11 protein-coding genes and 2 pseudogenes are annotated in these 12,319 nt (G+C 45.1%); 7 read left to right on the forward strand and 6 right to left on the reverse strand.

Going from position 1 to position 12,319, the window contains the following annotated elements; genetic code table 11:
• Positions 1-734: 734 nt before the first annotated feature.
• From QUA77_RS20995 to QUA77_RS21005, 3 genes and pseudogenes are all read left to right on the forward strand, one after another.
• Positions 735-938: pseudogene (locus QUA77_RS20995) on the forward strand (type II toxin-antitoxin system HigB family toxin); the annotation flags it as partial.
• A 14-nt stretch (positions 939-952) separates the two neighbouring features.
• Positions 953-1,330, forward strand: coding sequence for a transcriptional regulator (locus QUA77_RS21000; protein ID WP_333452267.1), 378 nt, complete (start codon positions 953-955; stop codon positions 1,328-1,330).
• Positions 1,331-1,394: 64 nt separating this feature from the next.
• On the forward strand, positions 1,395-1,967 hold the full coding sequence (locus QUA77_RS21005; RefSeq protein ID WP_333452269.1) for a hypothetical protein: 573 nt from the start codon (positions 1,395-1,397) through the stop codon (positions 1,965-1,967).
• A 5-nt stretch (positions 1,968-1,972) separates the two neighbouring features.
• Here QUA77_RS21005 and QUA77_RS21010 read toward each other — a convergent pair whose 3' ends face one another.
• The 3 genes from QUA77_RS21010 to QUA77_RS21020 all read right to left on the reverse strand — a co-directional run bounded on the left by QUA77_RS21010 (position 1,973) and on the right by QUA77_RS21020 (position 4,720).
• On the reverse strand, positions 1,973-2,854 hold the full coding sequence (locus QUA77_RS21010) for a hypothetical protein (RefSeq protein WP_333452271.1): 882 nt from the start codon (positions 2,852-2,854) through the stop codon (positions 1,973-1,975).
• Between the two features lie 247 nt (positions 2,855-3,101).
• Positions 3,102-3,707: a DUF1517 domain-containing protein gene (locus QUA77_RS21015; protein WP_333452273.1), complete on the reverse strand. Its 606-nt coding sequence runs from the start codon at positions 3,705-3,707 to the stop codon at positions 3,102-3,104.
• Positions 3,708-4,174: 467 nt separating this feature from the next.
• The gene (locus tag QUA77_RS21020; RefSeq protein ID WP_333452275.1) at positions 4,175-4,720 is read right to left on the reverse strand and encodes a hypothetical protein; all 546 of its coding nucleotides are present in this window, start codon (positions 4,718-4,720) and stop codon (positions 4,175-4,177) included.
• A 357-nt stretch (positions 4,721-5,077) separates the two neighbouring features.
• Here QUA77_RS21020 and rfbB point away from each other — a divergent pair, with 357 nt between their 5' ends.
• The 4 genes from rfbB (at position 5,078) to hpsJ-A (ending at position 8,949) form a co-directional block, all read left to right on the forward strand.
• Positions 5,078-6,184 carry a dTDP-glucose 4,6-dehydratase gene (gene rfbB / locus QUA77_RS21025; RefSeq protein WP_333037318.1) on the forward strand — a complete coding sequence of 369 codons (1,107 nt, stop codon included), beginning with the start codon at positions 5,078-5,080 and terminating at the stop codon, positions 6,182-6,184.
• A 386-nt stretch (positions 6,185-6,570) separates the two neighbouring features.
• Entirely contained in the window at positions 6,571-7,422 is an 852-nt protein-coding gene (crtA, locus tag QUA77_RS21030) for a cyanoexosortase A (protein ID WP_333452277.1), read from the forward strand.
• Positions 7,422-8,090, forward strand: coding sequence for a cyanoexosortase A system-associated protein (locus tag QUA77_RS21035; RefSeq protein ID WP_333037320.1), 669 nt, complete (start codon positions 7,422-7,424; stop codon positions 8,088-8,090). Before crtA ends, QUA77_RS21035 begins: the two co-directional genes overlap by 1 nt.
• 178 nt (positions 8,091-8,268) lie before the next feature.
• Positions 8,269-8,949 carry an HpsJ-like protein, cyanoexosortase A-associated gene (hpsJ-A, locus tag QUA77_RS21040; protein ID WP_333037321.1) on the forward strand — a complete coding sequence of 227 codons (681 nt, stop codon included), beginning with the start codon at positions 8,269-8,271 and terminating at the stop codon, positions 8,947-8,949.
• 425 nt (positions 8,950-9,374) lie between these two features.
• Here the strand turns inward: hpsJ-A and QUA77_RS21045 are convergent, their stop codons facing one another.
• The 3 genes and pseudogenes from QUA77_RS21045 to QUA77_RS21055 form a co-directional block, all read right to left on the reverse strand.
• Positions 9,375-10,022 (reverse strand): cofactor assembly of complex C subunit B, encoded by a 648-nt coding sequence (locus QUA77_RS21045; RefSeq protein ID WP_333331566.1) that lies wholly within the window; start codon positions 10,020-10,022, stop codon positions 9,375-9,377.
• Positions 10,023-10,112: 90 nt separating this feature from the next.
• Complete coding sequence (gene rpaB / locus QUA77_RS21050) at positions 10,113-10,844, reverse strand: response regulator transcription factor RpaB (protein ID WP_071587789.1); 732 nt, start codon at positions 10,842-10,844, stop codon at positions 10,113-10,115.
• A gap of 145 nt (positions 10,845-10,989) precedes the next feature.
• Positions 10,990-12,230, reverse strand: a pseudogene (locus QUA77_RS21055) (RNA-guided endonuclease InsQ/TnpB family protein).
• Between the last annotated feature and the right edge of the window lie 89 nt (positions 12,231-12,319).

Consider the following 12,319-nt stretch of genomic DNA (forward strand, 5'->3'; position numbering starts at 1 on the left):
TCGTAATTCATATTATTCAGCTAATTTTTTCTTTTATTTTACTAGAGCGCTCGCACTTTCGCAAGAGGTCTATTAAATCCAACTGTCATACTTGCTTGGCGCATCGACCAGCGATATTCACCATCCAAATCCATATACACGGGGATAGGGATTCCACCAATGGTAATATCCTTGCTTTTGACACCTTCAATCCTTAATTTGTTGGACATCAGGAGACCCTCCATTGAGTTAATGTATAATTCACCATGAGGTTAACCCTCTGGCTCTTCTGTACTATATTGCCATGAGTTTAGCCCGATGGCAATATTTTGGGGATAAAAAGCAAACACAGTATCTCTACACATCTTCCACTGACAAAGCCTGAGCCACTTGCTTTACAGTTAAGCCCATTGCCAGCAGTGCTTCCAGAAGTGTTGAATCTCATTGCAAAACTTTACGTTAGCAAGTTTTGGAAAAAAGTTAGCATTTCTTCAACTGCCTATTGCTCCCATTTTGGGAGCGCGCTATTATAGACGCTATGCGTATTTTGTCCCGCAGCACCCTACGAGACTTCTGGGAATCTCATCCAGATACCGAAGAAGCACTGAAAACTTGGTAAGTAGGTAGGCGCTATAAAACACAATTATGTAAACGATTGTAAAGTATTCAAATGCCGTAAGCGTGGCTAAGTTAGCCCTGTTTACATACAGTTACATAGCTGTGTTTAATCCCGCTTACCTACTTACTACGAAGCATCTCACGCCGACTGGCAGAGTCCCGCCGATGTGAAAACTGCTCATCGTAATGCCAGCATCATTGCAAACAACCGTGTGGTTTTCAATATTAAAGGCAACAGCTATCGGCTGATTGTGGCAATTCGTTATGACCTTGGTATTATTTTCATCCGATTTATTGGCACTCATGCCGAGTATGACAAAGTAGATGCAGAAATAGTCTAAATAGAGGTGGATGTATGGAATTGCGCCCAATTAGAAATGAAACCGACTATCAGGAAGCCCTTCGAGAAATCGAGTTACTGTTTAATGCAGCCCCAAACACTCCTGAGTACGATCGATTAGATGTACTCAGCACCTTAGTGGAAGCCTACGAGAAGAAACACATTCCGATCGCAATCCCCGATCCGATCGAAGCGATTTATTATTACATGGAAACTCGCGGATGGTCTCGTCGCGATTTAGAGTCATGTCTCGGTAGTCGGGCTAGGGTATCCGAGGTTTTATCTCGTAAACGTTCCTTGACCTTGGAGATGATTCGGAAGTTGAATCAAGAACTGGGGATTCCCGCTGAAATTCTCATCCAACCCTATAAGTCGGTAAAAATCCCCGCGTAACAATCTTACGTGTTTTGACGCGGTATTTTGTGGTTATATGTAGTTACTCAAGACGAAAGGTGGAATGATGTCTTATCCTTATTGGCAATTCTTTGTTGCTCTTGAATCCGATCTTGAGGCTACCACTCGATACGTTGAGTGCTGCGAAGAGAACTATAACACCTACTCGGTTGCTTATGCTCAAATTATCTTAAGTGCTGGGTCTGAAGTTGATGTTGTCAGCAAGCTTCTTTGCAATCGCGTGAAATCCAAAAACAAGGCAAAAAATATCGACGATTACAGAAATATGCTTCACTCAAAATATAAGGGTCTTCACAAGCTGAAGATACTTATTCCTCGATATGACCTTAACTTCACCCCTTGGGATTCCTGGGTTTCAGATAAGAACCCAGATTGGTGGAAGCTTTATAATAAAATAAAACATCAGCGCCACGACTTCTACAAAGAGGCTAATCTCAAGAATGCTTTGTTGTCAGTTTCAGGTCTATTTTGTCTTGTTCTCTATTATTATCGTGAGCAATTGAGGGCGAATGACTTACAGCCTTGGCCTAAATTGCTCACGATAAATCCAGATTGGAATCCTCGACTTCGCGATGATTTAAGGCCAGGATACATTTTGGCTGAGTTTCAAACATGACCTTCTTACCGCCTTCTGCTGCCAAAAGAGCGAGTCCGAGTCGGTGGACGAGAATTCCTGCCACTACCAAAACTCGGCTGCCGCTTGTATTGATTTTGACGTTGCTGCGGCGATCGCCTCAAAGTGCTGCCACCGTAACCCGAACCGGTCGATCGATTGCCATTTGGCCGTGCTGAGGGTCTTACTGGCTGGTTATAGGTGGGCGATCGCAAGCGGCCGGTCGTCCTTAAAACTTGACGGTTTCTCACAGCCGGAGGCGGAGTTCGATACCGAGTTTGATATTGGTTAACAGCTTGGCCGTAAGTATTGCCATAGCCGCCATATCCTGTCATAATTCCCGGCTGATACACTGGCGGCATATAATATTGCGGTCTAAATAACAAACTGCCGATCGCCTGACCGGCTATAGCCCCAGCAAACGGCGCCCAGAAGCCAGATTGCTGTCTCACTACTACGGTTTGTGGCTGACCTGTTTGAGGGTTATTGACAGTTTCAGTAACGTTGTGAACGTACTCAATTTTAAAATCTTCTGTCAAATGCAAAACCGCTTGATTGTTATCCAGACTTAGATAACTTTTCTTGCCTGCTGATATTTCTTCATCCGTTAACCGAGCCATTTGCAAATCCGTAGTGCGGTAAACTGGGGGACTGCCGGGGGGAGTATTCAGCAACATCAAACTGTATTCGCCATCCGCATCGTCGTAGGTAGCTTGCTGTACAGGATATTGACCTTCTCTCAAGTTATTATTTGGTGCAGGACGCACTGTGTTAATATTCGGATTTCCTGCAGGATTTGTAGAAGTTTGTGTGCGAGGAGAACCGCAGCCGGTTGCCGTCCACAAAAAAGTTAAAGCCATTAAATAAATTGTCAGTTTTCGCAGCATCATAAATAGTAATTGGTAATGAGTAAATACAGCCTCTTCCATGTTTCTCAAGTACAGTAGCCGCTATATTGTGTGGTGTTAATCTGTCTGGTTCGTCGCTGCGATTTATTGGATAAAACTTGCATATCGTTCCTAGCGACGCACCTTACTTACTAGAAAAATGCGTGTACTACATATACAGGGAATGTGCTGTAGTAATTGTAAATAGTAATTGGTAATTGGTAATTTCTCCCTCTTCCTTCTTCCTTAATTAAAGGGGAATAAGTTCCGGGAAATTGACCAACACTTGGTCATTGGTAAGTTCGTCTCCCAACTGTGCGGGAGAAAAGTGAACTTGCACAGCTCGGAGCCTTTCTTGGTAATGTAAATTAATCAGGGCTTTTAAACCGACTTTCAGCGCGCTGATGTCAGCTAGGTCAGTTTCTAGGGCAGGAACTTCGCCTTCATACGCAACTGTCAGCATCACCACCACATTTCTAGTTACAGGCAAAGACAAGGGGGAATTTTTATCGTAAACAGATGTACTGTATTGAGGCTCGCTGAGATAGCGCTCGGCTGAATCCGTGAAAAGTTCATCCACATAATCGCCGGCTTCGCCTTCATTCCAAAAAATATCGCCTTCATTGGCGGCTGCTTGCCAGTAGTTGTCGTACTGCAACAGGTGATTGCAAATTTCTACAAGACCTTCTCCTAAAACTGCTATGTCGCCATCGCCATCAATTGCTTGTCTGGCGGTGCGGTTGAGAACTCCTAACAGCGGTGCAACTTCTTCGCCTGTTAAGTGAACGAACACCCGGCAAACTGCCAGTCGAGTTTTACCTGTAAATTGATTGAATCGATCGCGCCAAGCATTCATAATAACCTATAGTTGTAATCTGTAGGGCTATATTTCCCACCATAGCAGGGGATTTGAACTCTTGCCGTCTACCCTCAGATTGATCTGAAGAGTATTTTTAGCGATCGCCTAGGCAGCGTACTGTCTCGCTTTGACTCATCTAATTTTATAGCAGTTTTCCATCGGATCAAATACAGTTAAATTACAGTAGGAAAACCGCACAGCCTTGTCCTGGCTGGGAGCAGCGATTTTTAATAATTGCTATGAGATTGATGATGGTAGCAAGACTTTTTTTAATTGATATTAATTCACCGCTCGTTTGCTTAGCCGGAATATGATATTGTGTGCTATCGATTCATCTGTCTATTGTTGGCAGTGCTTAGCGATCGCCATGACAAGAAATTGTAGGGGTAGATAATTTCAACTCAAAAAACCTCCAATCTTGCAAGATTGGAGGTGCGCTAAGCGAATACGTTGGTTTGAGATAACTATTTGACGATCGCGCTTTGGACTTGTTCGATCGCAATTTCAGAACTCAACTCAGCAACTTGTGAAACTGGCAAGTCCAGCTCGCCGCCCGGAGCTTCAGGGTGTTCCCGAACGGCTGCAACCGCATCTGCTGACTCAGCTACAGCACCCGCCGCCGCCAAATCGAGCAACGCCGGAACTTCCATGTGTCCAGAAACACCTGCATCTGCGATCGGATCGAGCGACTCTTCAAAAACTTCAAAATTATCGGTCATCGCAGCGCAAGCAGCAGAAGCGCGCTTGCCGGCACGGTAGCTCATGTAGGCCGCTCCGCCACCCAAAACTCCAGCCAAACCTAGGAAACCGAGAGCTGCTGTTTTGTAGGATTTCCAGGGATTCATGCGCTCCGAGCCGCCGGAACCTACGATCGTTGTCGCAGAACCAGATTTAGCCGCGCCAGATTTGCTGTAGGAACAGGGGAAAGCAGATGCGGCGTCACCTATGGCGATGCTGCTTGCGATCGCGACGACGGAAGCAATGCCAGCTAACACTTGAAACTTCTTCATGGTGCTCTGGAGATTGTAAAGGATAATTAAAAAATTAATGGTAACAGCTCTTTACAAATGTATCAACTCTGTGCGCCGCCCATATCGCGGATCGATCGCAAAAGTCAGCTATAGCCTCACGCCATTCAAATTTAAAATTGCCCGCTTAAATATATGAAATCCTTACTGTGTAAGCGTTTTAACTAACCGATCGGTAGAATTTCAAGTTTTGTGAACCAATACTTTGATCGCGCCCAAATTAGAAAATCTGAGGTGAGACAGTAGAAAATTTAGTTACAGACTGGCAAACAGTTGGTGACAAACTACTTTTAAGGCTACTTTTGTAAAGGCTTAGTTATTGGAATAACTCTTATTTTTATGACAGACAACGCGAATCAAGGCATTGAGCGATTCCCTCGCCGATTGTTGGTGACGGGCGGGGCTGGATTTATCGGCTCGAATTTTGTGCATCACTGGTGCAGCAGCTATCCGGGCGATCGAGTAGTGGTACTGGACGCTTTAACCTACGCCGGAAACCGACAAACCCTGGCAACTTTGGAAGGAGGCGAAAATTTTCGGTTTGTGCAGGGGGATATTTGCGATCGTACCTTAGTCGATACCTTGCTCAAAGAAGAAAACATCACCACAGTCGCCCACTTTGCCGCAGAATCCCACGTTGACAGGTCAATTATCGGGCCTGCCGCCTTTGTTCAAACAAACGTTGTCGGAACCTTCACACTGTTAGAAGCCTTCCGCAAGCATTTAGAAGCAATTGATGAGGCATCTCTCAAAGCACAAATGCGCTTCCTCCACGTTTCTACCGACGAAGTTTACGGCAGTCTCGGCCCCGATGACCCAGCCTTCACAGAAACAACTGCCTACTCGCCCAACAGTCCCTACTCAGCCTCCAAAGCTGGCAGCGACCACCTCGCCCGCGCCTATTTCCACACCTACGGCGTCCCGACAATTATCACCAACTGTTCCAACAATTACGGCCCCTATCACTTCCCAGAAAAGCTCATTCCATTAATGTGCATCAATATGCTATTGGGCAAACCGCTGCCAGTATACGGCGACGGTCAAAACGTGCGAGATTGGCTTTACGTTCTCGACCACTGCCGCGCTTTAGATGCTGTTATTCACCGTGGTCAGCCTGGGGAAACCTACAATGTTGGCGGCAACAACGAGGTCAAAAATCTCGATTTAGTAAAAATGCTGTGTCAGCTAATGGACGAATTAGCTGAGGATTTACCCGCCCGTCCTTGCGAACAATTGATCACATTTGTCAAAGACAGAGCCGGACACGATCGGCGTTATGCTATTGATGCCACCAAAATTAAAACAGAGTTAGGTTGGACTCCCTCAGTAACAGTTGAAGAAGGTTTGCGGCAGACTGTAGAATGGTACTTAGCCCATCGGGATTGGTGGGAACCCCTGCTTTCTGAGGAATATCAAACTTACTACCGGAAAGTCTACTCTAACTAATCTACTCCTGGACGCACGGGCTACCAAAAACCAGAACCAGTAAAAAACTGGTTTTCCCGCTCAAGAGTGCGTCCAGAAAGGTTTATGTCTTGCCTTCAAGCTTTACATTTAAACTCCCGGCGCAGAAACCGGGTTAGAGAAAGGAAAATATTTAGTTGAGTGCGATCGATCACAGTTAAAAAACCTGTTTTCTTTAATCTTTGCGCCTAACTTCAGATTTAATTAGGTGGAGGTAAGTATCACACACATTCGCCCTTGTCAATCATTGTGAAGATTTAGTTAAAAATCATCTGAAACGCATAAATTTAAGTGTTTGTAGCTGATAATTTTAATATAGTTACAAGATTAAGCATTTTAGAAGCTTTTAGGAAAAACAAAAAGCACCAATGACCGAAATAAACTGGCTCAAGCACGTCCAAGAACCTAAATACTGGCTGTTAGGCATCGCCTCCGGTTTGATAGCCTTACACCTAACTCTGACTTCCAGAACCAACGACACTGACCTGTTCGGTACAATGTTACTGTTTTGGGGAGTCGTAGCATTTCTCATTTGGGAAAGGCACGAATCCTTAACTTTTGAAAGCGGAGTTTTCGCCAGCTTCTTTGGGACATCGTTAATTGCTTTAATATTGCTCAAAAGCTCGTCGATATCTGGATACGACTTTTTTATCAGAGCAACGCCTTTTTTGTCTGCAATTAGTCTCGCATTGCTGGCTTCCGGCACAAAAGGACTGAAACAATATTGGCAGGAACTTCTAATTCTTGCGTATACAGCTATTCCTCCCGGATTGATCGGAGTATTCGTTGATGTCCCCAAACTAACAGCTAAATTTTCAGCTTTCCTCCTCCACTATCTAGGATTTGAAGTGGTGCAAAAAGGGGTTTTTCTAATCCTGGAAAAGGGCAGCGTGGAAGTGAATCACGGCTGTTCCGGGGTGAATGCGATGCTACAATTGTTAGGACTAGCTCTGGTTTTCTTACTGATGTTTCCTACCACTACGGGTCAGAAAATGGTATTGCCATTCGTGGCAATAATTACTGCATTTGTAGTGAATGCCGCGCGAGTTGGTCTCCTGGCCGTGCTGGTATCGCTATCTCAACCAGAAGCATTTAAATACTGGCACGAAGGAAATGGTTCGGTAATATTTTCTATGATTGCTGTATTTATTTTCGGTTTATTCTGCTGGTTTGCAATTTTGAAAGACCAACCCCCAAATCAGGAAGGACAGAATTGCTAATGGCTATTATCTCTTGGAAACCACTTAGGATTTCCCTGTTGGCTGTTACTTTTGGAGGCGTTTTGTTGGTTGCCGGAAAATTGGTTTTCTATCCATCGGACGGCAAGAATGTGGCAACCCCTTTTGAGTTTCCCGAGTCGGTGCCTCTAGCCGAGTGGAAACTCAACAAGAGCGCGCTTCTGAAAATTAAGGAAAATTCAGAATTCAAAGCTGCCAGGAAATATGAATATCAAAAAAATAGCATGGCTCTAGACATAGAGATGCGCTATGCCGTAAACACCATTGGGGATGTGGAAGGTATGATGAGGGGACATACTATTCTCAAGTCGTATCCTGGTAAACTAGCATTAGTAAACACTCAAGGCGCGGGGTTTCACGGAATTGTGCAACAGCAAAATCGACTGTATTTGAGTTCGTGTATCAATCCTCATGGCAGTCCTACAGTAACTTCCCAACAGTTTAGATATAATCGAAATACTCGCGATTGGCAGCCCAACCGTATTCTGTTTTGGTTGTTGGGTAGGGGAAATATTCAAGACCGGCGCTGTTTGTGGACTCAGATGTCTGTGCCTTTGGATAAAACAACTCCAGAAGATGCCAAAAAAATTCTAGAGAATGCTTGGGTTTCTTGGTATGAGTGGTGGCAGCCGCGATTCCCCGAGCCTTGACTCGATTCAGTCGATTTTAGCTTTTAGCTTTTAGCTTTTATATTTACTCCACAGGTGAATCTGGAAGCTGGAACAAGAGTCTAAAATTTTTGACTCTCCACGACTGTTGTCGGGGGCTTGTATCCGTTCTTGGGCGGCGTCAAGACAGATTTTTCTTAACAACAACTCTGATTATTTTATGAATGACTTACAAGGCGAACAAGGTTTTTCTATCTACAGACTGCGTTGGATTGGCTACGGTCTATTAATTTTGTCTGTATTAGATACAATTGCAGTTCTTATACCAGCAAATTTTGGCAATCGCCTCTGGGAATTGCAAACAATTGGGGCTATAGTGGAACGGGTACCCGTTCCTTTACTGGCAATGGCGCTGATATTTTTTGGCGAAGGGTACGACCGCAGAGGTTTGGAAGACGTTTTTTTGAAGGTTTTGTCTTGGGTTTGTCTGCTGCTAGGTCTGGTTTTTCTGTTGATGCTGCCTTTGGGAATTTTTGGCACTATCTACGTCAATAACCAAAACAACCAGCAAATTACTACTCAAGCAAACCAACAATTAGCTCAGTTGCAGCAGGTGGAAGAACGGCTCAATAAGGGTAGTCCTGAAGATTTAAGGAATTTGGCGGGGGAACTTACTCGTTTGGGGGTACAAGCGGATACGCAAAACCCACAGCAATTGAAAGAGCAAATTCTTTCGAGAATTACTCCGGCTAAGGAACGGTTACAGACGCAAAGTGCTGCGGTTCAGCAAAGTCAGCGTGTGGGGTTATTTAAAAATGCTGTTAAGTGGCTGCTGGGCGCGCTGATTTCTAGTGTTTTGTTTTTTACGCTGTGGCGCGGTACTGACTGGGCTCGCGAGTAGTTTTGAGTTTTGAGTTGCGATTTGTGAGCTAGTAAGGTGCGCCTAGCGCACCCGGAGATTCTTGTTGAGGACTAAGGTGCGCCCTGTACACGCAGCCCGCGTCTTAGTGGTTAAGAAGACCCTCAAACCCGGGAAATTTCGTTGGGGGGAGCGCTGGCTCTTCTTCTTTTCAAAAGATATCGGTAATAAATCTTGTTTATTGCCGATAGCTAACACCGAGAATGAGGCAAATCGGTCGTTAGCGCAGCCCTCGAAGAGGATCGCACCTTGACAGGGCTGGCATTGTGAAATCCACAATCTCAAATCTCAAATCCACAATCCACAATCTCAATTCTCAAATCCACAGTCCAGAATCTCAAATCCACAATCCACAATCTCAAATCTCAAATCTCAAATCCACAATCGACAATCCAAAATCTCAAATCTCAAATCTCAAATCGATTGATGGTATTTTCTAGTTTGTCGGCAATGCCTTCAACCCAGTTTTCATCTTGTTTGGTGTAGCTGCGGGGGGCGTTAGCACCTAAAATTAAAACGCCTTGGCTGCCGATGGGCTGACAGATGACTCCTTGAGTATTTTCTGGCAAATAGTCAAATTCAATTCGCCCGGGATAAATATTGAGATTTACTAAATAAACAGGTTTATTTTTGTCGAGCACTCGCTGCAATATCGGCCCTGGTTTGACTTCGGGATTGATGCCTAAAATGCCACGCCGCAATAGGACTTTTCCCTGATACACAATTACGATCGACCTTGTGGCGGTATTTGTCAACAGCAAACGCGACGCCCAGGCTAATTCTATTTTCACGGCCTCCGGCAAATCCGGCGCAAATTCAAAACCTTCTTCGCCGATAAGTTTTACCGAATCGGGCGATCGCGCTTGCACCTGCTGCCACAGCAAACCTGTTAAAATCAGCAGAGCGCTGATAATTACTCCCAAAGCGTCCGATCGAGCTTGAGAATCTGTGATTTGCTCTGTCAGCAAGCGGTTTACCATTAGCAGCGTACCTGCTAATCCTCCTGCAACTAAGGGCAATTGCCGCAAAACTTTATTAGGATCAGATTTAGTCATTAGTCATTAGTCATTAGTCATTAGTCATTGGTAATTGGTAGTTGGTAATTTAACTAATGCCAACTGCCAACTGCCAACTGCCAACTGACTTTATCCTACTTCTCCAATTTCGACAATTCGCTGGAAGAGATAGCCGGTGCCACGGGCGGTGAGAATTAGTTCGGGATTGCTGGGGTCGTCTTCCAACTTTGCCCTCAGCCGCGAGATGTGAACATCCACTACGCGGGTGTCTACGTGGCGTTCTGGCGTGTATCCCCAAACTTCCTGCAAAATTTCCGATCGCGAAAAAGGCTCTCCAGAACGGCTGACAAGCAGTTCTAACAAGCTAAATTCCATGCCCGTGAGCCGAATTCGTTCGTCGCCTTTGTAAACTTGGCGCTTGTTGGTGTCAATCCTAATATTGGTGACGTGGATGACTCCGGAGCTGGGAATCCCCGATGCTCCGTTTTTGTCAACCCTCCGCAGTACCGAACGGATGCGGGCTTCGAGTTCTTTGGGAGAGAAAGGTTTGACGACGTAATCGTCGGCGCCCAATTCTAAACCGGTGATGCGATCGGCTACGTCTCCCAAAGCAGTTAGCATGATGATAGGCACGTCTGACTCTTTACGCAACTCCTGACAGACGCCGTAACCGTCTAGCTTCGGCATCATCACGTCCAAAACCACTAAGTCGGGTTCGGTGTTGCGAAATGTTTCGAGAGCTTCTTCGCCGTCAGCAGCGGTGACGACATCGTAGCCAATCATGGAAAGGCGAGTCTCCAGAATGCGGCGGATACTGGCTTCGTCATCGACTACCAGAATTTTTTCTTTATGGTTTTCCAAGTTACCGAGCACTCCTTAAGTTACATTTCAGATAGTGTTAATTTTTTGTACCCTATCATAGAAGACACCAATTGAATCATGTGTGGGGCTCGGTCTGAAAGCTTGATAATTGCTTTAACTCAAACTTTTCTAAATGTTAGGGTGACTATTTATCATATTGACACTCCCCGGTCTCAAGGCGCAGGGATTCTTGGTTCCGCGTCGTGACTTGCTGAGATAGGTTTGCACCAACCTCAGTAGCGGTCTCAACTCCCCAAACGTTTATTGGACTCGTCCAAAAGTTCCGACGTGCCCCGCCGTACTTAATCCTCGACTCAGGATATTTCTAGCTGCATTGTGGTCTCTATCTAGGACGCATCCACACTGACAAGCATGGGTACGGGTGGATAGAGTCTTTTTCACCACTGTCCCACAGCTAGAGCATTCAAGGCTCGTATAAGCTGGATTTACGGCAATCGTGATTTTCCCAAACACCTTGCCGAAATATTCCAGCCAAATACGGAACTGATACCAAGATGCGTCGTTAATCGATTTTGCAAGGCAGTGATTCTTTGCCATATTTCGCACTCTCAAATCTTCATAGACCACTACATCGTTTGATGTGATTACGCACCGCGCTAACTTGACAGCATGGTCTTTACGTTGCCTACTTATTTTGAGATGCCTCTTACCCAGAACCACCCGTGCTTTGCGACGATTGTTTGAGCCCTTAACCCGCTTTGATAAGCGCTTTTGGGCCTTCTTTAATCTCAATTCACCTGTGCGGAAGAATCGGGGATTGATTGCTGTTTCACCGTTTGAATCGGTATAGAATTCCTTCAAACCCACATCTAACCCTATAGCATTACCCGTTGCGGGGATAGATTCAGAGCGGTCTACGGAAATACTAAACTGAACATAGACACCATCAGCTCTCTTCACCAGTCGAACCCGTTTTACTTGATCTAAGCTATAGAACAGCAGAGTGCGAGTCCCTTTCAGCTTGAGTTTACCTATCCCACATTTATCGGTGAAGGTGATTGATTTTCGGTCTTCTGCCAGTTTCCAGCCAGAGGTTTTGTATTCTACAGAGCGACAATTTTTTTGGAATTTAGGGAAACCTTTTTTCTTGAGAGTCTTTTTCTGGCAATTTTCGTAGAACCGAGTTATTGCAGCCCATGCCCGTTCTGCACTAGCCTGCCTTGCCATAGAATTTAATCTATTTGCAAAGTCAAACTCTTTTGCCAGAACAGCACAGTTCCGAGACATCTCTAACCAAGACTTAGCGTTGCCATCCATCCACAGCCTGAGCGATTTGTTCCGAATAAACTGAGTTATCCTAATCGCCTCGTCTACTGCAACGAACTGAAGCGCTTTGCCGTAGGCTTTGAACTCAAGAACTAGCATGGTATTTCCTCCTATTCTTATAGTAGCATACCTAATATAAGAATGGCTTGAGATGCTACTATGGATTAACAAGTAGCCCTGAAGAGCGG

The sequence above is a fragment of the Microcoleus sp. K5-D4 genome (assembly GCF_036704575.1).
In the GTDB taxonomy this organism is placed as follows: domain Bacteria; phylum Cyanobacteriota; class Cyanobacteriia; order Cyanobacteriales; family Microcoleaceae; genus Microcoleus.

Excerpts from the sequence above, each read along its gene's own strand:
- QUA77_RS21000 (WP_333452267.1), top strand. The coding sequence starts at position 953 with ATGGAATTGCGCCCAATTAGAAATGAAACCGACTATCAGGAAGCCCTT.
- QUA77_RS21005 (WP_333452269.1), top strand. The coding sequence starts at position 1,395 with ATGATGTCTTATCCTTATTGGCAATTCTTTGTTGCTCTTGAATCCGAT.
- QUA77_RS21010 (WP_333452271.1), bottom strand. The coding sequence starts at position 2,854 with ATGATGCTGCGAAAACTGACAATTTATTTAATGGCTTTAACTTTTTTG.
- QUA77_RS21015 (WP_333452273.1), bottom strand. The coding sequence starts at position 3,707 with ATGAATGCTTGGCGCGATCGATTCAATCAATTTACAGGTAAAACTCGA.
- QUA77_RS21020 (WP_333452275.1), bottom strand. The coding sequence starts at position 4,720 with ATGAAGAAGTTTCAAGTGTTAGCTGGCATTGCTTCCGTCGTCGCGATC.
- rfbB (WP_333037318.1), top strand. The coding sequence starts at position 5,078 with ATGACAGACAACGCGAATCAAGGCATTGAGCGATTCCCTCGCCGATTG.
- crtA (WP_333452277.1), top strand. The coding sequence starts at position 6,571 with ATGACCGAAATAAACTGGCTCAAGCACGTCCAAGAACCTAAATACTGG.
- QUA77_RS21035 (WP_333037320.1), top strand. The coding sequence starts at position 7,422 with ATGGCTATTATCTCTTGGAAACCACTTAGGATTTCCCTGTTGGCTGTT.
- hpsJ-A (WP_333037321.1), top strand. The coding sequence starts at position 8,269 with ATGAATGACTTACAAGGCGAACAAGGTTTTTCTATCTACAGACTGCGT.
- QUA77_RS21045 (WP_333331566.1), bottom strand. The coding sequence starts at position 10,022 with ATGACTAAATCTGATCCTAATAAAGTTTTGCGGCAATTGCCCTTAGTT.